The organism is Brachybacterium timonense (assembly GCF_900258505.1).
In the GTDB taxonomy this organism is placed as follows: Bacteria; Actinomycetota; Actinomycetes; order Actinomycetales; family Dermabacteraceae; genus Brachybacterium; species Brachybacterium timonense.
This window is the reverse complement of sequence record NZ_LT984895.1, coordinates 2141736-2163767: the sequence shown is the minus strand read 5'-3', so window position 1 is coordinate 2163767 and position 22032 is coordinate 2141736. Positions and strand designations below refer to the sequence as shown.

General features: G+C 67.1%; 23 protein-coding genes and 2 tRNA genes. 15 read left to right on the top strand and 10 right to left on the bottom strand.

Features of this window, described 5'->3' with window-relative positions; genetic code table 11:
• Window positions 1-75 precede the first annotated feature (75 nt).
• Entirely contained in the window at window positions 76-1533 is a 1458-nt protein-coding gene (locus C8271_RS09600; protein ID WP_106507091.1) for an NAD-dependent malic enzyme, read from the top strand.
• Between the two features lie 122 nt (window positions 1534-1655).
• On the top strand, window positions 1656-3320 hold the full coding sequence (locus C8271_RS09595) for an ABC transporter substrate-binding protein (RefSeq protein WP_106507090.1): 1665 nt from the start codon (window positions 1656-1658) through the stop codon (window positions 3318-3320).
• On the opposite strand, the gene C8271_RS09590 is transcribed toward C8271_RS09595, so the two are convergent.
• The 3 genes from C8271_RS09590 to C8271_RS09580 are packed head-to-tail and all read right to left on the bottom strand — an operon-like array spanning window position 3263 to window position 6329.
• Window positions 3263-3718 carry a VanZ family protein gene (locus C8271_RS09590; RefSeq protein ID WP_106507089.1) on the bottom strand — a complete coding sequence of 152 codons (456 nt, stop codon included), beginning with the start codon at window positions 3716-3718 and terminating at the stop codon, window positions 3263-3265. The genes C8271_RS09595 and C8271_RS09590 overlap by 58 nt on opposite strands.
• Entirely contained in the window at window positions 3715-5076 is a 1362-nt protein-coding gene (gene mgtE, locus C8271_RS09585) for a magnesium transporter (protein WP_106507088.1), read from the bottom strand. The genes C8271_RS09590 and mgtE overlap by 4 nt, the downstream gene beginning before the upstream one ends.
• The gene (locus C8271_RS09580) at window positions 5073-6329 is read right to left on the bottom strand and encodes a serine hydrolase domain-containing protein (RefSeq protein WP_106507087.1); all 1257 of its coding nucleotides are present in this window, start codon (window positions 6327-6329) and stop codon (window positions 5073-5075) included. The genes mgtE and C8271_RS09580 overlap by 4 nt, the downstream gene beginning before the upstream one ends.
• A 128-nt stretch (window positions 6330-6457) precedes the next feature.
• Here C8271_RS09580 and C8271_RS09575 point away from each other — a divergent pair, with 128 nt between their 5' ends.
• Together C8271_RS09575 and C8271_RS09570 are read left to right on the top strand one after the other, a co-directional pair.
• Window positions 6458-6829, top strand: coding sequence for a DUF3039 domain-containing protein (locus C8271_RS09575; protein WP_106508004.1), 372 nt, complete (start codon window positions 6458-6460; stop codon window positions 6827-6829).
• Between the two features lie 101 nt (window positions 6830-6930).
• Complete coding sequence (locus C8271_RS09570; protein ID WP_170957849.1) at window positions 6931-8736, top strand: DEAD/DEAH box helicase; 1806 nt, start codon at window positions 6931-6933, stop codon at window positions 8734-8736.
• Between the two features lie 35 nt (window positions 8737-8771).
• Here C8271_RS09570 and C8271_RS09565 read toward each other — a convergent pair whose 3' ends face one another.
• On the bottom strand, window positions 8772-10154 hold the full coding sequence (locus C8271_RS09565; RefSeq protein WP_106508003.1) for a nicotinate phosphoribosyltransferase: 1383 nt from the start codon (window positions 10152-10154) through the stop codon (window positions 8772-8774).
• 220 nt (window positions 10155-10374) lie between these two features.
• On the opposite strand from C8271_RS09565, the gene clpS reads away from it, so the two are divergent.
• The 6 genes from clpS (at window position 10375) to rdgB (ending at window position 14579) form a co-directional block, all read left to right on the top strand.
• Window positions 10375-10725 (top strand): ATP-dependent Clp protease adapter ClpS, encoded by a 351-nt coding sequence (gene clpS, locus C8271_RS09560; RefSeq protein WP_106507085.1) that lies wholly within the window; start codon window positions 10375-10377, stop codon window positions 10723-10725.
• Window positions 10725-11366: a DUF2017 family protein gene (locus C8271_RS09555; RefSeq protein WP_106507084.1), complete on the top strand. Its 642-nt coding sequence runs from the start codon at window positions 10725-10727 to the stop codon at window positions 11364-11366. The genes clpS and C8271_RS09555 overlap by 1 nt, the downstream gene beginning before the upstream one ends.
• 85 nt (window positions 11367-11451) lie before the next feature.
• On the top strand, window positions 11452-12261 hold the full coding sequence (gene murI, locus C8271_RS09550; protein ID WP_106507083.1) for a glutamate racemase: 810 nt from the start codon (window positions 11452-11454) through the stop codon (window positions 12259-12261).
• Window positions 12258-13034 (top strand): MBL fold metallo-hydrolase, encoded by a 777-nt coding sequence (locus C8271_RS09545; protein ID WP_106507082.1) that lies wholly within the window; start codon window positions 12258-12260, stop codon window positions 13032-13034. The genes murI and C8271_RS09545 overlap by 4 nt, the downstream gene beginning before the upstream one ends.
• A gap of 136 nt (window positions 13035-13170) precedes the next feature.
• Complete coding sequence (gene rph, locus C8271_RS09540) at window positions 13171-13938, top strand: ribonuclease PH (protein ID WP_106507081.1); 768 nt, start codon at window positions 13171-13173, stop codon at window positions 13936-13938.
• Window positions 13935-14579, top strand: coding sequence for an RdgB/HAM1 family non-canonical purine NTP pyrophosphatase (gene rdgB, locus C8271_RS09535; RefSeq protein ID WP_106507080.1), 645 nt, complete (start codon window positions 13935-13937; stop codon window positions 14577-14579). The genes rph and rdgB overlap by 4 nt, the downstream gene beginning before the upstream one ends.
• Before the next feature lie 120 nt (window positions 14580-14699).
• On the opposite strand, the gene C8271_RS09530 is transcribed toward rdgB, so the two are convergent.
• Together C8271_RS09530 and C8271_RS09525 are read right to left on the bottom strand one after the other, a co-directional pair.
• Entirely contained in the window at window positions 14700-15236 is a 537-nt protein-coding gene (locus C8271_RS09530) for an NUDIX hydrolase family protein (RefSeq protein WP_106507079.1), read from the bottom strand.
• Between the two features lie 84 nt (window positions 15237-15320).
• Window positions 15321-15402, bottom strand: a tRNA-Leu gene (locus tag C8271_RS09525).
• A gap of 92 nt (window positions 15403-15494) precedes the next feature.
• Between C8271_RS09525 and C8271_RS09520 the strand changes: the two genes are divergently transcribed.
• Together C8271_RS09520 and C8271_RS09515 are read left to right on the top strand one after the other, a co-directional pair.
• Window positions 15495-16253 carry an SDR family oxidoreductase gene (locus C8271_RS09520; RefSeq protein WP_106507078.1) on the top strand — a complete coding sequence of 253 codons (759 nt, stop codon included), beginning with the start codon at window positions 15495-15497 and terminating at the stop codon, window positions 16251-16253.
• 99 nt (window positions 16254-16352) lie between these two features.
• Entirely contained in the window at window positions 16353-16805 is a 453-nt protein-coding gene (locus C8271_RS09515; RefSeq protein WP_245921077.1) for a hypothetical protein, read from the top strand.
• A 106-nt stretch (window positions 16806-16911) separates the two neighbouring features.
• Here the strand turns inward: C8271_RS09515 and C8271_RS09510 are convergent, their stop codons facing one another.
• Both C8271_RS09510 and C8271_RS14510 read right to left on the bottom strand, forming a co-directional pair.
• A complete protein-coding gene (locus C8271_RS09510) occupies window positions 16912-17346 on the bottom strand; it encodes a YchJ family protein (protein ID WP_106507077.1) in 435 nt (144 codons plus the stop codon).
• 259 nt (window positions 17347-17605) lie between these two features.
• On the bottom strand, window positions 17606-18157 hold the full coding sequence (locus tag C8271_RS14510; protein WP_425428209.1) for a class I SAM-dependent methyltransferase: 552 nt from the start codon (window positions 18155-18157) through the stop codon (window positions 17606-17608).
• Between the two features lie 233 nt (window positions 18158-18390).
• On the opposite strand from C8271_RS14510, the gene C8271_RS09500 reads away from it, so the two are divergent.
• Entirely contained in the window at window positions 18391-18768 is a 378-nt protein-coding gene (locus tag C8271_RS09500; RefSeq protein WP_106507075.1) for a hypothetical protein, read from the top strand.
• Between the two features lie 9 nt (window positions 18769-18777).
• Complete coding sequence (locus tag C8271_RS09495) at window positions 18778-19362, top strand: sugar O-acetyltransferase (RefSeq protein WP_106507074.1); 585 nt, start codon at window positions 18778-18780, stop codon at window positions 19360-19362.
• Window positions 19363-19443: 81 nt separating this feature from the next.
• Here C8271_RS09495 and C8271_RS09490 read toward each other — a convergent pair whose 3' ends face one another.
• On the bottom strand, window positions 19444-20340 hold the full coding sequence (locus tag C8271_RS09490) for an NAD-dependent epimerase/dehydratase family protein (RefSeq protein WP_106507073.1): 897 nt from the start codon (window positions 20338-20340) through the stop codon (window positions 19444-19446).
• Between the two features lie 161 nt (window positions 20341-20501).
• On the opposite strand from C8271_RS09490, the gene C8271_RS09485 reads away from it, so the two are divergent.
• Window positions 20502-20575 (top strand) — tRNA-Lys (locus C8271_RS09485).
• A gap of 92 nt (window positions 20576-20667) precedes the next feature.
• Here the strand turns inward: C8271_RS09485 and C8271_RS09480 are convergent.
• Window positions 20668-21657, bottom strand: coding sequence for a hypothetical protein (locus C8271_RS09480; protein ID WP_106507072.1), 990 nt, complete (start codon window positions 21655-21657; stop codon window positions 20668-20670).
• Between the last annotated feature and the right edge of the window lie 375 nt (window positions 21658-22032).

Below are 22032 nucleotides of genomic sequence, written 5' to 3'. Positions count from 1 at the left end.
CGCGGTCAGGACACGATTGCGTCGAGTTCGACGAGCGGGGTTCAACGGGCCCGGAGCACCGCTACAGTGAGACTCATGTCACCGATGCCATCCGTGAGCTACTCCATCACGATCCGACTCGAGTTCGCGGCCCGTTCCGCCGCCGTCAGCGACATCACCGGCCGTATCGAGCACCACGGGGCCACGGTGACCGCGCTGGACGTCTCCGCCTCCGGGCCCGAGCGGATGCGGGCCGACATCACTGTGCTCACTGCCGGGCATGACCACGCCGTCGAGGTCGTCGACGACCTCCGCTCCGTGGACGGCGTTGAGCTGGGCAAGGTCTCGGACCGCACCTTCCTCGCACACCTGGGCGGCAAACTCACCATCGAGTCGAAGGTGCCGATCCGCCACCGCGACGACCTGTCCATGGTGTACACCCCGGGCGTGGCTCGCGTGGTGAAGGCGATCGCGGACAACCCCGAGGATGCCCGCCGCCTGACCATCAAACGCAACACCGTCGCCGTGGTCAGCGACGGCTCCGCCATCCTGGGGCTGGGCGATCTGGGGCCGCTGGCCGCGATGCCGGTGATGGAGGGCAAGGCAGCCCTGTTCAAGCGCTTCGCGGATATTGATGCGTTCCCGATCTGCCTGGATGCCCATTCGGTGGAGGACATCGTCGCCCATGTGAAGGCGCTGGCTCCTGTGTTCGCCGGTATCAACCTCGAAGACATCTCTGCCCCGCGCTGCTTCGAGATCGAGGACCGTCTGCGGGCCGAACTCGACATACCGGTCTTCCACGATGATCAGCACGGCACTGCAATCGTGGTGGTCGCCGCCCTGCGTAATGCCCTGCGCGTGGTTGAGAAGGAGATCGGCTCGGTCCGCATCGTGCTGTCCGGCGCGGGCGCTGCCGGCACCGCGATCCTCCGTCTCCTGCGCGCCGCAGGCGCTCGGGACGTTGTGGTCACGGATATCGACGGCATCGTCCATGAGGACCGTGAGAACCTCACCGGCCGCCTGCCGTGGATCGCCGAGGTGACCAACCCTCGCGGCCTGACCGGCACGCTGCAGGACGCGATCCGGGATGCCGACGTGTTCATCGGTGTCAGCGCCGGCAACATTCTCAACGCCGAAGACGTCGCCACGATGGCGGACCGCGCTGTCGTGTTCGCCATGGCGAACCCGACCCCGGAGATCGACCCGGCCGGAGCCTCGAAGCATGCGGAAGTCGTCGCGACCGGCCGCAGCGATTTCGCGAACCAGATCAATAACGTGCTGGCATTCCCCGGTGTGTTCCGCGGCCTGCTCGATGCCCACGCCACGCACGTGAACGACCGGATGCTGCTGGCTGCTGCGCGGGCACTCGCCGACGTCGTCACCGACGAGGAGCTGAACCCGGCCTACATCATCCCCAGCGTCTTCAAGGAAGGCGTGACCAAGGCCGTTGCCGGGGCCGTGGAGCAGGCTGCACGCGAGGAGCTCGGCACCGTCGACACGATCACGGGAGCTGTGCCCGCCGTCTACGGCGAAGAGATCACGTTCACGGGGTGAACCATCGCGCGATGGTTATCCACAATCCCGGCGTCGTACTGTTACAGCGCCGGGATTCCCTTTACCGTGGCGCGGAAAAGGGTGGGCACCGTGCCTGTCCACGTCGAGGAGGACGTCACACTATGGAGACAGCACATCACCTGCGCAGGCGCACACTGCTGACGGCCCTGCTCGGCTCGAGCGCGGCAGCGACCGTGATGAGTGCCTGCAGCAGTGGCCCAGGTGAGGGCGCCCAGCAGGCCCCGCCGGTCCGGATCCACGCCAACGACGTGCCCACGTACGTGCAGAACTTCAACCCGTTCTCGTCAACTGCACTGGCGGGAGCAACCGGCCTGATCTATGAACCGCTCATGCTCACCACGTCGATGGATGTGGAGAACCCGGTGCCGTGGATCGCGGAGGACATCACGTTTGACGAGGACGGCACCGGTGCCGAGATCACCGTGCGTCAGGGCATTACCTTCCATGATGGCGAGCCGCTCACGGTGGACGATGTCCTCTACAGCTTGCTGCTGCTGCGTGATGAGCCCGCGACGAACGGTTCGGCCTTGCCGGTGACCGATGCGGCTACCACGGGGGAGAACACGGTGCACGTCTCCTTCGACGGGCCATCGTTCGCTTACGCGCCGACGTTGCGGGCTGTCTACATCATGCCCAAACACATCTTCGAGAAGATCGACGTTGTCAACGACACCATCACCGAGCCCATCGGCTCGGGCCCGTACAGGTTCGGAACCTTCAACAGCCAGGTGTATACCTTCGTGAAGAACCCGGATCACTGGGCGGCCGACGAGTTCGAAGTCGAGGAGCTGCAGTGGCCCGCGCATTCGACGGAGACCTTCAGTACGGCGCTTGCGCAGGGAGAGCTCGACTGGTCCGGTGGGTTCGTCGCGAACGTTGAGGACCTCTTCGTCAAGGCGGATCCGGAGCACCGCGGCTACTACTATCCGGGCCTCGGCGCCGTGAACCTGACCTTCAATCTGGAGAAGGAGCGCTGGCAGAACCTCGAGCTGCGGCGTGGCATCTCCCTGGCGATCGACCGCAAAGCGATCGCCGAGCGCGCCATGCAGGGCTACGTCCCATCTCCGCATCCGACGGCACTGCCTCGCCCCACCTTCGACGAGTACATCGCCCCTGATTTCAAGGACAGCGAGTTCACCTATGACCCCGATGAGGCCGGGCGCGTCCTGGATGAAGCGGGGTACCCGATGGGTCCCGACGGTGTGCGCGTCGGCCCCGACGGCACTGCGCTGGATTTCCCGCTGACGATCCCCTCGTCCTTTGCCGACTGGGTGTCGGTCACGCAGATCCTCGATGAGAACCTGCAAGCGATCGGCGTGCGCTTCTCCCCGCAGGGCGTCGCGCTGGAATCGTGGATCGAGACGCGAAACAGCGGGAATTTCGATGTCACGCTCTCGATCGTCTCGGCTGGCGCGAGCCCCTGGTTCATGTACCGCTCGATGCTGTCGTCGAAGCATCGCAGCGACAGTGGGACGGTGCTGGCGAACTTTCAGCGCTGGTACGACGATGAGACAGACGAGCTCCTCATGCGGTTCACATCCACGGACGACAAGGCTGAGCAGCAGGAATGCATCGACGGACTGCAGCGGATCATGGTGGAGAAGCTGCCGGCGCTGCCGATCGTGGTCGCCCCCAACTGGTTCAACTACAACGCGGAGAACTGGACGGGATTCCCCAGTGAGGAGAACCCGTATGCGCTCGGAGCCCCCTACAGCTCGATCGACCGCGTGCTCGTGCTGCGCGAACTCACCCGCGCGACTGACTGAGACTGACGCCGATGTCGGCGTCGCTCCAGGTGCCAGAGCACAAGGCCCAGGGCGACGCCGACGGCGTCGGCGAGAAGATCCCCGGGATCGGCCGAGCGCGCTGGCTCGAACGATTGCACGAGCTCGATGAGTCCAGCATGCGCGAGGGCGCCGAGCACCACCCAGCCCATAGGAAAGCGCCGGACCGGGGCGACGAGCCGACCCACAGCCCAGACTGTCAGCGCGAACACGCTGATATGGACAACCTTGTCGAGCCCGGGTATGCCCCCGGCTCCACCGGCCACAGGTACTTTCGGCAGATAGAAGCCGATATTCGCTGCCAGCGCGATCACCACGAGCGCAATCCGCTGCCAGCGGGGCGCGGCCATCACGGGCGCAACGGCGCGATTAGCGCTCATATGCCCAGCACCGCCTTGGCGATGAGGAAGTAGATGATCAGGCCGCTGGCATCCAGGAATGTGCTGATGAACGGGTTGGAGAAGACAGCCGGGTCGGCATGGACCAGCCGGGCCATGATCGGCATCGCGCTGCCGACTGTCGCCGCCACCGTGCAGACCGCCAGTAGCGTCAGCCCGATCACGATCCCGAAGTCGAGACCGTAGACCACTCCCGCCAGGAAGAATCCGAGTGCGCCGAGCACGATGCCGAGCAGAGCACCCACCCGCATCTCCCTGCCCATCACCCGTAGCAGATCTCGCGGAGCGATCTCATCCAGAGCCAGCGCCCGCGTGACCGTGGTCGCCGCCTGATTACCCGTGTTGCCGCCGGTGCCGATGAGCAGTGGCACGAACAGCGCGAGGGCTGTGACCTGCTCGAGAGTCGCCTCGAACACTTCCAGAACCTGCACGGTCAGCAGCGCGCCGATCGCCAGGACCAGAAGCCAGACGATGCGGGTGCGCACCAGACGCAGCACCGGTGTGGCCAGATACGGGCGCCGCAGCGGCTCCACACCGCCCTGACGCGCGGTGTCCTCAGCCGCTTCCGCCTGCAGAAGCGCGGCGGCGTCATCCAACGTGAGAACGCCGACAAGTCGCTGCTCGGAATCGACCACGGGCACGGCGTCAAGTCCCTGCTCGACACAGTCGCGGGACGCCATTTCCGCGTCGGTGGTCGCCTCGACGCGCAGCGCATCCGTCAGGATGTCGCGGATCGGCGTGTCCCCGTCGGCAAGGATCAGCGTGCGCAGCGAGACCTGGCCCTGCACGCGGCGCTCGGCATCGACAACGACCACGGTTTGGATCGTGCTGACATCGGCCGCTCCAGCTTTCACCGCAGCCAGAGTTGCGGCCGCTGTGTCGTCGGGTCGGGCGGTCAGCACCTCCGGGTGCATTCTTCGGCCGATCGACGAGGAGTCGTAGCCCAGGATCGGTGAGGTCCTCGCCCGTTCCTCGGCAGTGAGGCCGCGCAGCATCCGATTGGCGATGGACGCCGGCAGCTCGTCCAGGAGGGTTACTCGATCATCCGGGTCCAAGCGGGCGAACATCTCAGAGATGTCCGCATCCTCCTGCAGCGCCCGCACGAGGTCGGATTGGAGCGAGGACGGCAGCGCCTCGAACAGCTCCAAGGCTCGGTCCTTGGGCAGCATGCGCAGCATCACGGCAAGGCCATGCGGGGGCAGACGTTCGGCGATATCGACCAGGCCGCGCACGTCGACTCCGGCCAGGATCTCGCCGAGGCCGGCGAGGTCTTGGCGAGCCAAACGTCCTTCGACCAGGCGCAGATGGGCGGCGCGCGCCAGTGGAGCCTTCACGTTCATCCGCGATCCATGGGCTCGTCGTGGGGCCGCGCAGCGTCGGTCGGCTCGGGCTGACTTGGGCGAACGAGCAGCTCGGCCACGAGGCGTCGTGCGCGCAGTACGGTGTGCAGATCGCGGTGCGGGTGGACGCGGTTGGTCAGCAGCACGGCGACGGCGCCGGATGAAGGGTCAGCGAGCACACTCGTGCCGGTGAACCCGGGGTGCCCGACGAGCTGCGGAGCTGTGGTTCCGTCGGTCAGGTCATGGCCGATGCGCAGGCCGAGTCCCTGACGCCAGGTGCCATCCACGGGGATGTCGTCGCCCAGCTGGTCAGTGCGCAGCAGCTCCCAGGTGGCCGGGGAGAGGCGGAGGTCCGTGCGTCCGGCGAGGGCGCGACCGAGGGCCAGAGCATCCGCGACGGTTGCGAACAGGCCGGCATTGCCCACCGGGCCCGTTGACCAGGCTGTTTCGTCGTGCACGATCCCTTGGACAAGACCCCGCGGCGTGGCGGTGTCGATCTCGGTGGCGGCGCACTGCGGTGCCCGGGACTCATCCGGCAGCCAGTGTGCTCCGTTAGCTCCTGCCGGACTGAGCACCCGCGTCCGTGCGAGCTGGGGGAGAGGCGCACCGCCGAGCTGTTCGCACAGCAGGCCCAGCAGGATGAAACCGATGCAGGAGTAGGCGTGCGCTGTTCCTGGTTCGCTGCGTAGTGGTGCCGCAGCGATCCGGTCCAGGCGCGTCTCGCGGTCACCGTCCCCGGTCCATAGCGGCAGCGTGGGCGATAGGCCTGCCGTATGTGTCATGAGCATGCGTGCCGTGATCCGTGGATCGGGCACGCGCTCGCCGAGAACCTCGTGGACCGGCGCATCGAGGTCAAGCAGGCCGTCGTCGATGAGCGTCGCGGCGGTGAGAGCCGTCGCCACCTTGGTCACCGAGGCCATATCGAACAGGGTCTGCTCGGTGACAGGTTCCGGCGGCGGTGACGGATGCGCGGATTGCAGGTCTTCCCGGCCAATATCCGTGGGAGAGAGGACACTGGTGCGGCCAGCTGCAACGATCACGGCGTCCTGGCCGGGTCGATCGATCGCCGCAACAACGGCGCTGGCGGCCTCGACCGGCTCCGGGGACGCTGCCGGGCTTGACGTGGCCTGCGGGCTCGATGCGACCTGCGGGGTCGCTGCAGAACCATCGGACATCCGGGGAACCACGGCTGCGGTCAGCTCCGCGGCTAGCGCCTCCAGGGCCGCGCGGGTCCTCGTCTCGTGCATGCTCATCGATGCTCCTTTGTCGTCGGCCCCTCGATCCTGCCACGACGTGCCTGGCGCGTTAGTCTCAAGGGACGTCCGACGACTCTGAGGAGACCCCCGTGAGCCCCGCACTGCTGCGCCGAACCCTGGCGGACATGTCCTCCACCTCTGATCCTTCGCGCATGGACCCGTACCGCCAGGACCCGGGGGCCGCCCCCGGTAGCACCGCGGTGCTTGACCGCCAGCTGCAGGAACGCGAAGAGCGCACCGACGACGGCGACCATGACCGGTTTGCTCACTACGTACGCAAGGAGAAGATCGCGCAGGCATCCCTGGGCGGCACCCCCGTGATCGCCCTGTGCGGCAAGGTGTGGGTGCCGGGGCGTGACCCGAAGAAGTACCCCGTGTGCCCGCAGTGCAAGGAGATCTACGACGGGATACGCGACCCGCAGGATGGGGACGGTGGCGACGGCGGCCAGGGCGGCGGCTTCGGCGGCGGCCTGCGGAATCTCTTCCGTCGGCGCTGACGGTTGCCCGTTCGACGACGTCGGGCCGACACGCCGACGGAGTTCGTCACACCCCGACGGCGAGTCGTTCGTCGCTGCGCACCGGTACGGTGGACAGCGCTGTGACTGCCCCGGATCTGTTCTCGCATCACGACCCGCGCCGCCCCTCGGAGGCCGCCGCGAGGTCGCTGTCGCCGGCCTACCCTGAACGCGCCGCCTGGGGCACCGTCCCGAAGCTTCGCGCCTGGCAGGCAGAGGCACTGGAGCTGTACCGCAGTCGCGATCCGAAGGACTTCCTCACGGTCGCGACGCCCGGCGCCGGCAAGACCACGTTTGCTCTGCAGGTGGCCGCGGGATTGCTCGCCCGCGGTGCGGTGCGTCGCGTGACCGTGGTGGCCCCCACAGAGCATCTGAAGACGCAGTGGGCGGACTCTGCCGCACGTGTCGGCATTGCCCTGGACCCGAACTTCACCAACGCGCAGGGCACGCACGGCAGCCACTACCAGGGGGTGGCTGTCACGTATGCGCAGGTGGGCATGAACCCGGCGCTGCATCGTGCCCGCACCGAGGCGGAGCGCACGCTGGTGATCCTCGATGAGATCCACCACGCCGGAGATTCACTCACCTGGGGCGATGGGGTGCGTGATGCGTTCGACCCCGCCACACGTCGCCTGGCGCTGACGGGAACCCCGTTCCGTTCCGATGATGCGCAGATCCCCTTCGTCACCTATGAGCCGGACGGTGACGGGTTCTTGCGCTCGAAAGCGGACTACACCTACGGCTACGCGGAGGCGCTGCGCGACCATGTGGTGCGCCCTGTGCTGTTCATGACCTACTCCGGGCGAATGCACTGGCGCACCAAGTCTGGGGATGAGGTCTCTGCGCAGCTGGGCGCCTACGAAACGAAAGACATCACCCAGCAGGCCTGGCGCACGGCACTGGACCCGAGCGGCGAGTGGATCCAGGCGGTGCTCGGCGCTGCTGACCGTCGCCTCACCGAGGTCCGCAAGAACGTGCCGGACGCCGGAGGCCTCGTGATCGCCACCGACCAGAAAGCGGCGCGGGCCTATGCCCAGACGCTGCGCGCGATCAGCGGCGAAGACCCCGCCCTGGTGCTGTCTGATGACGCCGGCGCGGGCCGACGTATCGAGGAGTTCTCTGCATCCGAGGACCGCTGGATGGTGGCGGTGCGCATGGTGTCCGAGGGCGTGGATGTGCCGCGCCTGGCGGTCGGTGTCTATGCCACCTCCACCGCCACCCCCATGTTCTTCGCGCAGGCCGTGGGACGTTTCGTGCGTTCGCGAACCCGTGGTGAGACCGCCAGCGTGTTCCTGCCCTCGGTGCCGATCCTCTTGGCTCATGCCGCGGCGCTCGAGGCCGAGCGGGACCACGTGTTGGACCGCCGGCCCGAGACGGGCGATGAGGTCACGGGACTGGATGATCAGCTCATCGAGGAGGCGAACCGTTCTGAACGCGCCTCGGATCAGCTGGAGATGAGCTTCGAGGCGCTTGAATCGGAGGCATCCTTCGACCGGGTGCTGTTCGACGGTGGCGAGTACGGCGCCGGTGGTGTGGTGGGCAGTGAGGATGAGCAGGAGTTCCTGGGAATCCCTGGCCTGCTGGACGCTGACCAGATGCGGACCGTGTTGCAGCAGCATCAGGCCCAGCAGCAGGAGCGCCGACGGCGCCGTCCCGCCGGCGGTGCTGATCTGCCGGATCCTGTGGTGGATCATCGCCGGTTGATGGACCTGCGCAAGGAGCTCAGCTCACTGGTATCCGCGTGGGCGCGCAAGTCCGGGCAGCCTCACGGGTCGGTGCATACCACTCTACGCAGCCGCTGCGGCGGCCCGGCGGTGCCGCAGGCGAGCGCTGAACAACTGCAGGACCGCATCGACATGGTGCGCGGCTGGTTCGTCGGCAGACGGTAACGGCAGGCGGTAACGGTCGGTGCGCACCGGTGCTCTCAGCGCTCAATCGCCTGCGCCGCGCTGTGGCTGGCGAGATGTGTCGGGATCGCCGCGGGCCCGTCCGGGCCGTCGTCGGCACGTAGATCGAGCTCGGCGAGCGCGTGCGCATGATGGGCCCGAGCACGCTGAACCTGCTCCGGGGCGCTCACCGGATTGACGCGCTCACCGCCGCGGATCATCGGCACCTGCAGCGGACGCAAGTGCACGCGGCCGCTCGCACTCCCGGATCCTTCAGCGTCGACCGCCGCAGTGATCTCCTGATCGAGTTCGGTGATCTCAGCACCCGCCGGCAGCACGACCTCGGCGCGTGCCACCCCGTCCACGAGCATCCGCACTGCACGCTTCGCGCCACCGGGTGTGGTCTTGTCCTGCGATCGTTTACCTACCGGCTCCATCACGCCTGCGCTGTTCTCCCGCTCCACCAGCTTGTACACGAAACCGGGGGCGGGGTGCCCGCCGCCGGTCACGAGCCGGGTGCCGATGCCATAGGCGTCGACGGGGGCATGCGCGAGCTCCTCCAGCCGATACTCGTCCAGATCAGAGGTCACTGTGATGCGTGTACCGTCGGCGCCCAGGGAATCGAGCAGATCGCGCAACTGCACCGCTTGCTGCCCGAGGTCCCCGGAGTCCAGCCGGATGGAGCCGAGCTCCGGCCCGGCGAGCTCCACGGCCGAGCGCACCGCGGTGGGCACGTCATAGGTGTCCACCAGGAGCGCGGTGGCGTTGCCTTGCGCGGCGAGCTGGGCGCGGAACGCGTCGCGCTCATCATCGAATAGCAGCGTGAAGGCATGCGCGGATGTGCCCGTCACGGGGATCCGATAGTGCGCGCCTGCCGCGAGATTGGATGTCGAGGCGAAGCCGACGATGTACGCAGCGCGAGCCGCAGCGATCGCTGCATCCTCGTGCACGCGTCGCCCGCCCATCTCAATGCAGGGCCGCCCGCGCGCTGCCGTGACCATGCGGGCGCCCACCGAGGCGACGCCGCTGTCATGGTTCAGGATCGACAGCACGACGGTCTCCAGCATCACCGCATCTGCGAAACTGCCCTCGACCCGGAGGATCGGTGAACCGGGGAAGAAGAGGTCGCCCTCCTCATAGGCGTGCACATTGCCCCGAAAACGGTAGGAGGCTAAATATTCAAGGGTGTCGTCGCTGACCGCGTCGATCTTTGCCAGGTATCGCAGGTCCGCGTCATCGAATCGAAAGTCAGCGATCGCCGTGAGCACGCGACCGATGCCAGCGACCACTCCATAACGGCGGCCCGGAGGCAGGGACCGCGTGAACACCTCGAACACGCAACGGCGGTCTGCGGCGCCGGACGCGCGCGCCGCCTCAAGCATCGTCAGTTCATACAGGTCGGTGAGCAAAGCGGTGGTCACGGCATTACGGTAGTCGGCCCGTCCCGCTGCGGCACGGTGGGACCGAGTGGCGATCGGCACGGCATGCCCGGTGTTGCATCAGGTTTGTCGGCCCCTGCCCGTAGACTCGACGCCACCGTGGATCGCATCGGCCTCACGCTGCAGGAAGATAACGCACCGCCTGTGTCGTGGCGCCCCGGTCGATTCGAGCCGCGCAGAAACTGTGGCAGAAGCTGTGTTTATGGTGTTGACCTGCGGGGAGGTGACCGTGTCGAATCCGCCATCTGAAGCTCCTTCGACCCCGGGCCCCCTGGGCGTGGTCGAGGTGGATGCCGATGAACGCGAAAGCCGTGAAGGGCCGTGGCGCACCGTGGTCTGGAACGACCCGGTGAACCTTATGAGCTACGTGTCGTACGTGTTCCGCAGCTACTTCGGTTACTCGCAGGCCACCGCAGACCGCCTCATGCTCGATGTGCATGAGCATGGCCGCGCCGTCGTCTCTCGCGGCTCCCGCGAGAAGGTTGAGACCGATGTGCACGCCATGCACTCCTTCGGGCTGCATGCCACGGTGGAAAAGGATCAGGAGAACTGATGGCCCACGCTTTCCGTCGCCGCCCCGACGGCTCTGTGGTGTGCCGTCTCGAAGCTGAAGAGAAGGCGATCATCGCCCAGGTCGCGCAGGAGACAGCAGACCTGATCCGCATGGATCTGGGCCTTGAATCCGGGGGCGCCTCCGTGCGCCGGGCCGCCACCAGTGAGGACCCGCTCGAACGGCTGGAAGCAGAATTCGCGGTGCGCGATGCACGGGAGCCGTCGGACTCCGCGGTGCGCAAACTGTTCCCGTCGGCCTCCGAGGACCCGGCGCTCGCCGAGGAGTTCCGGCGCCTGGGTCAGCAGGATCTTGCCGAGCAGCGCATTGCCGAGCTGAAACGGTTGATGGCGCTGCTGGATGCTTCGGGGCCCTCACGCTCCGAGGTCGCGCTGGACGACGATGATGTGCCCGATGTGCTGCGCGCCCTAAATGACGTGCGGATCGTGTTGGCTGATCGCTTGGGTCTTGAACGCGATGGAGACCTCGACACGTTGCGGATGCTGCAACAGATCTCCGAACGGGTTGAGGACGCCGATGCAATGAACGAACCCGATGACCAGCACGCCGGCGGTGATGTGGTGATCGCGGTGTATGACCTGCTGACCTGGCTGCAGGAAAGCCTGCTGCGGGCGATCGACTGACGCGCCCCAGCCTGCTGCTGTGACTTCACCCGCAGTGCGCGCGGTGTCACAGCGCAGCAGTGGATGGGGGCCTAGCCTGACGGTGATGAATGACGCGCCGATCGGGATCTTCGACTCCGGCGTCGGGGGCCTCACGGTCGCCCGCGCCATCCTGGACCAGCTGCCACGCGAGGAGCTGGTCTACATCGGCGACACCGCACACACGCCCTATGGTCCCCGCCCGATCGCCGAGGTGCGCGCACTCGCGCTCGAGATCATGGACTCGCTGGTCGAGCGCGACGTGAAAATGCTTGTAATCGCCTGCAACACAGCATCCGCTGCCGTGCTGCGCGATGCGCGGGAGCGGTACAGCGTGCCCGTGATCGAGGTGATCCAGCCGGCTGTGCGTCGTGCCGTGGCCGCCACCCGTAACCGCCGCATCGGTGTGATCGGCACCCACGCCACCATCGCCTCGCGCGCCTACGACGACGCCTTCGCGGCCGCACCGGATCTGCAGATCACATCCGCCGCCTGCCCACGGTTCGTCGAGTTCGTGGAACGTGGCGAGACCGACGGCGACGACGTGATCGAAGCGGCCCACGAGTACCTTGCCCCGGTGCGGGATGCCGGCGTGGACACCCTGGTGCTGGGCTGCACCCACTACCCGCTGCTTGCGGGCCCGATCAGCTATGTGATGGGCCCCGAGGTCACGCTCGTCTCCTCCGCATCGGAGACCGCGCTGGACGTGTACCGGCAGCTGCGCGCTGGGCACCTTTTGCGCACGAGCACCCAGCCGCCCCATCACGTGTTCGCGGAGACCGGAGGCGATGGCGGCAGCGACTTCGCGCGGCTGTCCCGTCGCTTCCTGGGCCCCATGGTCACCATGACCTCGACCTTGCCGGAGGTGCGCGTATGAGACTGCATGTGATCGGCTGCAGTGGCAGCTTTGCAGGCCCTGAGTCGGCTGCGTCCAGCTATCTGCTCGAGCACGTGGACGAGAACGGCCGCACCTGGCGAGTGCTGATCGACCTGGGCAGCGGTGCCTTCGGTGCGCTGCAACGCGTGATCGACCCGATCGACATCGACGCCGTGGTGATCTCCCACCTGCACCCGGACCATTTCCTGGACCTCACCGGCCTGGAGGTGTTCCGCGCCTACCACGAACGTACTGATCTGCCGATCCTGCCGATCCACGCCCCGGCAGATCTGCCCGATCGGCTCTGTGCGGTGATGAACCGCCGCTCCACGGTGCCGGATGGCGTGACTGATAGCCCCTTCAGCTACCAGTCCATCACCGATGGGGCCTCCTGGAGCATCGGCCCGTTGCGCTTCGAGGCTCGGACCGTGCTGCATCCCGTGGAGGCGTACGCCTTCCGCATCACCGACGGGGATCGCACGCTCGTCTATTCCGGGGACTCCGACGCGTGCCCGCAGCTTGACGAGCTCGCCTCGGGCGCGGACCTGTACCTGTGCGAGGCCGGCTACATCGAGGGGCGCGACGATCGCTTCACCGGCGTCCACCTGACCGGCAAGCGTGCGGGCGAATCCGCCCGGGCTGCTGCTGTCCAGCGGTTGCTGCTTACGCATGTGCCAGCCTGGACCGATCCGCAGATCCCGTTGCGGGAGGCTCGCAGCGTGTACGACGGTCCGATCGAGCTGGCCGCCGCTGGCGCGCACTACGACATCTGAGCACGCTCGGCGCGGCGGCACCCGAACAGGGCGCGGAGCCGCTCGAGCGGCGCCTACTGTTTGCGTCGGCGCCTGAGCGCCTCACATGCGGCGACTATCCTCGAGGGGTCTTGGACCCGAGTTAAGGAGGCCATCAATGAGCGCCACGTCCGCCACCCCCGCCAGCACTACTGGCGACCGCGTGGATGGCCGCACCCCGGATCAGCTGCGCGAGGTGCGCATCCACCGCGGCTGGCTCGACCATGCCGAAGGCAGCGCCTTGATCGAGTTCGGTCGCACCCGCGTGTTGTGCGCGGCCTCGTTCACCGAGGGCGTGCCGCGCTGGAAGAAGGGTTCTGGCTCCGGCTGGGTCACTGCCGAGTATGCGATGCTGCCACGCTCGACGAACACCCGCTCGGACCGTGAAAGCGTCAAGGGCCGTATCGGCGGCCGCACCCACGAGATCTCCCGCCTGGTGGGCCGCTCCCTGCGTGCCGTGGTGGACCTGCAAGCACTGGGGGAGAACACGATCCAGCTGGATTGCGACGTGCTACAGGCCGACGGCGGTACCCGCACCGCGGCAATCACCGGTGCCTACGTGGCGCTTGCCGACGCAATCAGCTGGGGCACAAAGCACGCCTCCATCCCCGCGGCACGCAGCGTGCTCACCGACTCGGTGAGCGCCATCAGCGTGGGGATCGTTCAGGGAAGGCCTCTGCTGGATCTCGAATACCGCGAGGACGTCGAGGCGGACACGGACATGAACGTCGTGGTCACCGGGTCTGGTCGTTTCGTGGAGGTGCAGGGCACCGCCGAGGGGGAGCCCTTCGACCGTGAGGAGCTGGGTGTGCTGCTGGACCTCGCGACCGGCGGCTGCGCGCAGCTGGCCCAGATCCAGGCGGACGTGCTCGGGCTCGCATCATGAGCACATCCCCCACCCGCGCCGCTGTGCCCGCGCATGCGCGAGTCATCCTCGCCTCGCACAATGCGAAGAAGCTCGTTGAGCTGCAGCGAATCCTCGCCGACGCCGTGCCCGGCCTCGCCGCCGACCAGGTGATCTCCTCGGCTGGCATCGAGCTGCCGGACGTGGTGGAGGATGCCGTGACCTTCGACGGCAATGCCCTGCTGAAGGCCCGCGCTGCCGCCCGCGCCACGGGGCTGCTCGCGATCGCCGACGACTCCGGGCTCGCCGTCGATGTGCTGGGTGGAAGCCCCGGTATCTTCTCCGCCCGCTGGTCTGGCCGCCATGGTGACGATGACGCCAACAATGACCTGCTGCTCGCCCAGCTCGCCGATGTGCCCGATGAGCACCGTACGGCCCGCTTCGTCTGCGCGGCCGCCCTGGTGGCGCCCGACGGCACCGAGGTCGTGGAGCGCGGAGAAATGACCGGAACGCTGCTACGAGAGCGGCGCGGAGCAGGCGGTTTCGGCTATGACCCACTGTTCGTGCCCGACGGATCAGATCGCACGAGCGCTGAGCTCAGCGCTGAGGAGAAGGACGCGATCTCCCACCGCGGCACGGCGTTCCGAGCTATCGCGGTGCACGTGGCGGACCTGCTGAGCTGACGTCCGCCGGAGGCAAAGGGGCTGGCTGGTGCCCGGAGCAGAGCTCGTGAGTATCGGGCGCTGACGGCGCCCTTCGCGGTTATCGGGCGCTGACGGCGCCCCGCGCTCGTCGACGCCGGATCAGATCACGCCAGCGTGGGCGAGGGCGCGGCGCACAATGATGTCGTGCCCGTTCTCCATCTCGGACAGCACGGGGGAGTCCATCAGCTCAGCGACGTCGAACCAGGCCAGCTCGAGCGCATCCTCCTGCGGGGCGCATTCGCCGTCCACCGGCACGATGTACCCCAGCGCGATGGCGTGCTGACGGGCGTCTGTGAACAGAGACTGCCCCGGGGTGGGGAAGTACTCCGCGACCGTGAACGGCACCGGGGAGGCGGGGATGCGCGGCAGCGCCATCGGCCCCAGGTCTTTGTCGATGTGCCGAGCGATTGCTTCGCGCAGCGTTTCGTGGATCAGCACGCGGCCGGAGACGATGTCGCGGATGATCCGCCCGGCCCCGGAGGCGCGCAGCAACAGACCTACTTGGGAGACGGTGCCGTCCACATCGGTGCGCACCGGTACCACGTCCACATAGGGGATCGGGAGCCGACGGCGCAGCTCGCCCATCTCTTCCGGTTCGAACCAGGCGCCCTCGGTTCCCAGAGCAGTGCGGCTCATCGTGCCTCCTCGTGCGGTACGTCACCAGCAGTATGGCAGGCAGCAGGGGATCAGTGCGGGTTCCCGCAAGCCCCGTCGGCGAAGTGCGCGAGGAGGGACTTGAACCCTCACGCCCGAAGGCACTGGAACCTAAATCCAGCGCGTCTGCCAATTCCGCCACTCGCGCGCGCCGCACTAGCGTACCGGGCAGTCGGCACGGGGCGTGCCATCAGCGGTAGGCTCGCAGGGTCCCCTGCATCACACATGAGGAGAGTTTCCATGGCCGCTTTGTCCGGTAAGACCGCTGTCGTCACAGGCTCCTCCCGCGGAGTCGGCGCCGCCACGGCCCAGAAGCTGGCCGCGCTCGGCGCGAACGTGGTCGTGAACTACCGGCAGAAGGCACCACGGGCGAACAAGGTGGTCGCAAGCATCGAGGAGAACGGTGGCCAGGCTGTCGCCGTCGGCGCCGACCTCACGAACCCCGACGACGTGCGCACCCTCATGCGTACCGCTGTGGAGACCTACGGCTCTCTCGACATCCTGGTGCTGAACGCCTCGGGCGGTATGGAGACCGACCTGGGGGAGGACTACGCGATGCGCCTGAACCGTGATGCGCAGCTGGACGCCCTGCGTGCCGGCGCCGACCTGATGCAGCCTGGTGGCCGCATCGTGTTTGTCACCAGCCACCAGGCGCACTTCATCCGCGAGGTCGAGACTATGCCCGAGTACGAAGCGGTGGCGCTGTCCAAGCGTGCGGGGGAGGACGCGCTCACCGAGCAGATCCCCGCCCTCAAGGAGAACGGCGTCTCCTTCGTGATCGTCTCCGGAGACATGATCGAGGGAACCGTCACCGCAACGCTGCTGAACCGTGCCCGCCCCGGCGCTCTTGAGGAACGCCGTGAAGCCGCTGGCCGGCTGTACTCGGTTGAGGAATTCGCCGACGAGGTGGTGGCTATGGCCGTGGCGGATGTTCCCACCGGCCACATCGAGCTCGTCGGTGGCGCCGACGACTTCCTGGCCCGCACCCAGAACCACTGATCGACCGCTTGACCCGTGCCGCCCGCAGCGAGCGCGGGGAACACGCACAAGGCGATAACATCGGCCCTGACCACACTACGAACCACCCCGGAGGCCCCCGTGGCGAAGAAGGACAACCTGGATCAGATGCGGGCGGAGGCGCACCGCCGACAGGACAATCTCGCATCGGATATCGACGAGCTGATCGACCGGATCAACCCCAAGAACGCCGTGACCCGGTGGAAGAACGAGCTGGTCGGATCCGTGAAGGATTTCTCCGCCGCCGGTGACGGGAAGGACGCCGGTCTCAGCCCCGCTGTGATCGCCGGCGGCGTCATCGGCAGCGTGGTGCTGGCGGCCGGTGCAATCACCGCGATCGCGCTCGCGAATCGCCCCAGCCCGGCGCAGCGTGAGGCGAAGAAGGCGCATAAGGCGTCGGCAGCTGCCCGCAAGGACTTCGCCAAGCAGGCCTCGAAGGTCGCCTCGCGGGGCCGTGCCGCCTCCAAGGACGCAGATAAAGCGATCCGCAACGCGCAGAAGACAGTCGCCGAGTACCTCACCCGGCGCGGCTGAAACGCACGCGAGCGCCCCGCTGCGGAAGGACCCGCAGCGGGGCGCTGGGCTGTTCGAGAAGGCTGTGCGGCGCAGTGGGGAAGAACTCCGTGTGAGGACCGCGCGCTCAGGCGCCGGTGACCACCTCACCGGAGACGTACAGCCACCGTCCGTCCACGCGTTCGAAGCGGCTCACCTCGTGCAGCACACGGCGCCCCTGTGCTGTTTTCGCATGCGCCCGGAACTCCACCACGCCCTCCTGGTCGAACGGACCGCCCTGCTCGCTGCGCAGGACGTCCAGGCGCAGCCATCGCGTGCCGTCGGCCAGTGACGTATCCAGCTCCCTCCAGCTGGGGCTCGTGCGAGGATGCCATGAGCGCAGCGCATGATCAACATCTCCCGTGGCGAATGCCGTGAATCGCGAGCGCATCAGCTGTTCAGCGGTCGCGGCGTGGCGCTGCTGAGACAGCAGCGGACCGCAGCAGTCGCCGTAGACGTCGCCCGTGCCACAGGGGCAGCGGGCAGAGTCGTCGGGCCGGGTGTGGGCAGTCAAGGCAGGCATGCAGCGATTATCCCCGGCCGCGTCGACTGGTCGTGCACGGCCGGTCGTGGCGCCTTTGCCGCACGTCGCGGCCTAACCACTCTCGTGGAGCGGACTCCCTCGTGTCTTCTAGGCCCGATCCCAGTGCGAGGCCTGCTGGTGTCGTGGGCGGTCGTGCCATCTCGAGAGCATCGACGGCCATGCTGGCTCCCATGCGCTCGGCGGTCTGCTGCCCGATCATCCCGATCATCTTGCAATGGCCCATTGTACTTGTCCCATTCTAGCGCTGAAGACATTCTTTGCGCCCCACCATCCTTACTTCGTCCTTGGTTGAAAGATCAAGCCAAGAGATAGAAGGAGGCCATTCCTTCTGTTCGGTGAGGCTGCCTGTCACTCGCTGCCCGCCGACAAAGATGATGATGCCGCCGGCCTGTAGTTTCCGGACGCACTCCGCATTCCATGAACGTCGCGCAGCTTCACCGGGAAGCCTCATCCATGCGAGCACCACTGCCTCAAAGGAGCTTCCCCGACTCAACGGGAATGGCGACTCGGAAAGGTCAGCAGGAATAGCCAAGTAGTCGAGATTGGCGACTGTGGCATCCGATAGAGCCCTGGCTACTGCTGATCGTACAAGGTCAAATGCCACGACCGAATGCCCCCTACGTGCCAACCATAGTCCGTTGCGTCCGTACCCGTCCCCAGGGCACAGAATCCGCAAAGAACCCCCCGGGGCACCGTAGGAATCGGGATCTTCAAAAACTTCACGCAAAAAGGGGGTCGGTTCGATCCCGAAAGGCTGTGGGTTCAGTGCGTACCGATCATGCCAGTCCATGGAATGCCTTTCTGACCACTGCTCAGCAAAAGTGTGCAGCATCGCGCATGCCTATCGTCGCTGATGCATACAGGTTAGGCAGAAGGCGTGCTGATCGTTGACCATTCATCCCGGCGTAGCCCGAAGATTCGGGGCGGCTGGCGCGCGGTGCCGGGGTGGTGCCGATGAGGGTGGCGGTGAGTGGTGCGGTCACGATGAGTCGCGGGTCCATGACGGGTACCCAGCCTTAGACGGTGCAGACGGCGAGCACTGCTGCGGCCGCGCGGGCGATGGTCAGGGAAGATGATCTGCCGGCTGCGTTCACCGATGAGCAGGCCAGGGAGGTGAAGGTGGTTCTGGCCGATCGTGAACGCCTCTGCACTTCGATCAGCGTGCTCGATGCACGTCTGCGCGTCATGGTCCGGGATCTGGAGTCGGAGCTGTTGGAGGTCCCAGGTTGCGCGGGGCTGATGGAAGCCCTGTGTTGCCTGAAGAACCAGATCGCCCGCCGCATTTGGCGCATACTCGCCCGTGCCCATGCCGACGTCCCGGTGAGCGCCCCGACCCCTGAGCGCTCCGACCCCGCTGAACCCCACCCCAATGGCTTGTGCCCCGCGAGCCGCTTGATATAGGAGATACCCATGCGCGCATTCGAGATCGATCCCGAGGATCAGCGGACCCCCAGCGAGAAGATGATTGCCGGCGACTGGTACATCGCCGATGACCCGGAGATCACGCGCGCCTATCATCGCGCCCTGGATGCCACCAGCCGTTTCGCTCAGGCGTACCCGTCCGACCCCAGCGGATCGCAGCAGATCCTGCGGGAGCTGTTGGGCAGCCTGGGGGAGGGTGCCCATGTGCGTGCCCCGATCTGGGTGGATTACGGGGTGCGGCTCCATATTGGGGAGGGCACGTTCGTGAACTACAACCTCACGGCCCTCGACGTCGTGGAGATCCGCATCGGCCGCAACTGTCAGCTGGGCCCGAACATCCAGCTGCTCACCCCGATCCATCCGCTTGAGCCCGGGCCGCGTGCCGACGGCTGGGAGGCGGCCGAACCCATCACCATCGGCGACAACGTGTGGATCGGCGGCGGCGCCACCATCCTCAACGGCGTCACCATCGCCGAGCACAGCGTGATCGGCGCTGGCTCCGTGGTCACCAGGGACGTGCCTGCCCGTTCCGTGGCCGTGGGCAACCCTGCCCGTGTGATCCGCAGCCTCTGACTCCTCGGCCGTCGGCCGCCCTGTTTGCTATGCCAACGCTGCAGCCCCTGCAGCGCTTCGTGCTGCGCCGACGGGGGAGGATCACATACGGGACCAGCCGGGCGTGGACGGCCCGATGCGCGGCCACCATCCCGTCTCGGACATGAACCGCACCGAGGAGACCCTGAGCGAACGGCGCTGCAGTTCCAGCCTGGTCCCCACCAGAGCCTGCGTGATCTCCGGATAGAACACGGCCGGCTTCTTCGCCCCGGCCTCTGTGCCCAGATCCTTCGCCCAGCGGCCGCGCGTGATCGGTTCGCCGCCGACGTTATAGAAGCCGCTGCCCGCGCGCAGCGCCGCCACGAAGGCACGGCCCGCGTCCTTATGGTGCAGCAGAGTGATGTACCCCTCGGGCTTGCCCAGCAGAATCGGGTCGCCAGCGCGAGTGGCCCGCAGGGCATGCGTGGTCGCTGGGTCGCGACCGAACAACTGTCCGAGCCGCAGCACCACTGCAGAACGACCGCCGGTCGCGAAATCCACCGCTGCCCGCATCTCCTGCACACGGGGGCGGAACGCCTGGTTGCGTACTGCGAGCGGCAGATCCTCACTGATCCACTCCGAGCCGTTGCCGGGGTACAGGAAGACGGTGGACTCCTGGATCAGCTTGTTTACCCCTGCGGCGGCCGCACCTTTTGCGATGGCGACCGAGGCCTCCGCGTGGAGCTTGTCATCTTCGCGCCAGGCGCCCGGCCGCAGCGCGGACATGCCCACCGGCACATGCGCGAGCGTGTTGATCACGACGTCGTGTCCGCGGAAGGTGCGGGTCATGTCGTCGGCACTGAAGACGTCAGCTACCACGGCGGTGGCGCCGCGTCCCTCAACGATCGGAACGCCCCGGTCGCGGCGGGTGATACCGGTGACGTCGTGGCCATCGGCCACGAGAGCCTGCACCGCTTCCTGGCCGAGCACACCGGTGGCTCCGGTCACCGCGATCCGCACGATGCTCCTCCTGAGGTCGATGCGTGGCCCGTGCCGGATCGAGCTGGCAGGGCGTCGGGAAGAACTTGAGTCTACCGACAGGTGACTGCTGTTCGCTCTCTCACACCAGGCCGCTGGTGCTTGGTCGGGCCCGCGATCGGGGGTAGTGTTCTTCTCTGTTCGCGCCATTAGCTCAGTTGGTTAGAGCAACTGACTCTTAATCAGTGGGTCCGGGGTTCGAGTCCCTGATGGCGCACCCACGAGAGAGGCCCCGTCCAGTGGACGGGGCCTCTTCGCATGTGCGGGGCAGGTCGCGAGGCGGCCGGGGGCGCTCAGGGACTGCCGTGTTCAGGCTCCCCAGCGGTCGCGCATCTTCTCCGTGATCGCCCAGGCGACAACCTGGTTGCCGAGGTCGTTGAGGTGCATGTTGTCTTCGCCGACGAGCTCCCGTGGCGGCTGCAGCCCGCCGTCGGGCGCGGTGACCGGCTGCAGCCCCATGTCGGCCACGGGTGGGCTGGACAGGCCCCACTCGGGGTCGGTCAGCAGATGCTGGACGTCCAGGTAGAAGTCCGGGCCGAAACGGGTGGCGTACTCACCGTTGACCCGGGCGATGTCCCCGGCGCGGGCGGCGTCATCCAGGAAGGTGCGCCAGTAGCCGAGCACGAGCACGCGACCGTCGGCGCCCGCGCCGTCCACATCCCAGGCACGCTGGGTGTTTTCGATTGCGGTGTCCGCGCTGTAGCCGTCGAACGTCAGATCGTTCTTGCCCATCCAGTACACGTGGCATCCGTTGCGGGAGAATGCCTGCGGCTCCGAGCGGAACGCGGTGGAGACGGCGGGCTTCGCTTCACCGGGATCCACGCGGTGGAACATGAACGTGCCGTGATCGGTGGTGTCCAGGCGACAGAAGACGTCATCGACCCAGCCCTCGTAGCCGTACAGGGACAGCTCCGGCCGGAGGTTCGAGGCGGTGACCTCGATCGGATCGGTGTGCCCAGGGATCATTCCGTCGGGCAGGTCCAGCAGCGGGTCATGGCCGCCGCGCATGGCGAGGGTCTCGATCGATGTCTGGGCCGGTCGGGCGTAGTGCACGACGGGATAGAAGCCGAGCTCGGACCCGACGTGGTCGAGGATCGAGTGCGGGGCCAGAGACGAGGAGCCCCAGCTGGCGAGGACCCGCTCGCCCTCGGCGCGGGCCGGTTCGGCGGTCATCGAGACGGCAGTGCCCGAGACAGCCAGCGCACTGGCTCCAAGGAGGGCACGGCCCAGACCGCGACGGGTCAGCGTCAGATTCTGGATCGATGGGCGCGAGGACGGGGAGCGGTGGACCGGGGACATAGTGACTCCATCGGGTCGGCGGTCGGCCCGAAGGCCGCGGGATGCTTCGGACCTTCCCAAAATGTGCGAGGGCGGGGCAATGGTCTGGCCGGGATCCGGGCGATGTCGGGCCGAAGGGACCAGGGAATCGCGCTGGGCTCTGGTCCGAAAGGATGACGTATCAGCCGACGACGCCGCTGACGGGACGATGCCGTGGCACGATGCTGCACGGTGATGCGTGCGACGGCTCGGCGAGGGAGCCGATCATGCCCGGCGCTCGCGGTGAATGCAGCATTGGGCATGTCGAGGTCTGTCGGATGGCGAGCGCCAGAGATTCCGTCGTCGGAATATCTCGATGCCTACCCCCGGAGCGAAGCGCCCAGACCGCCGCCGGCT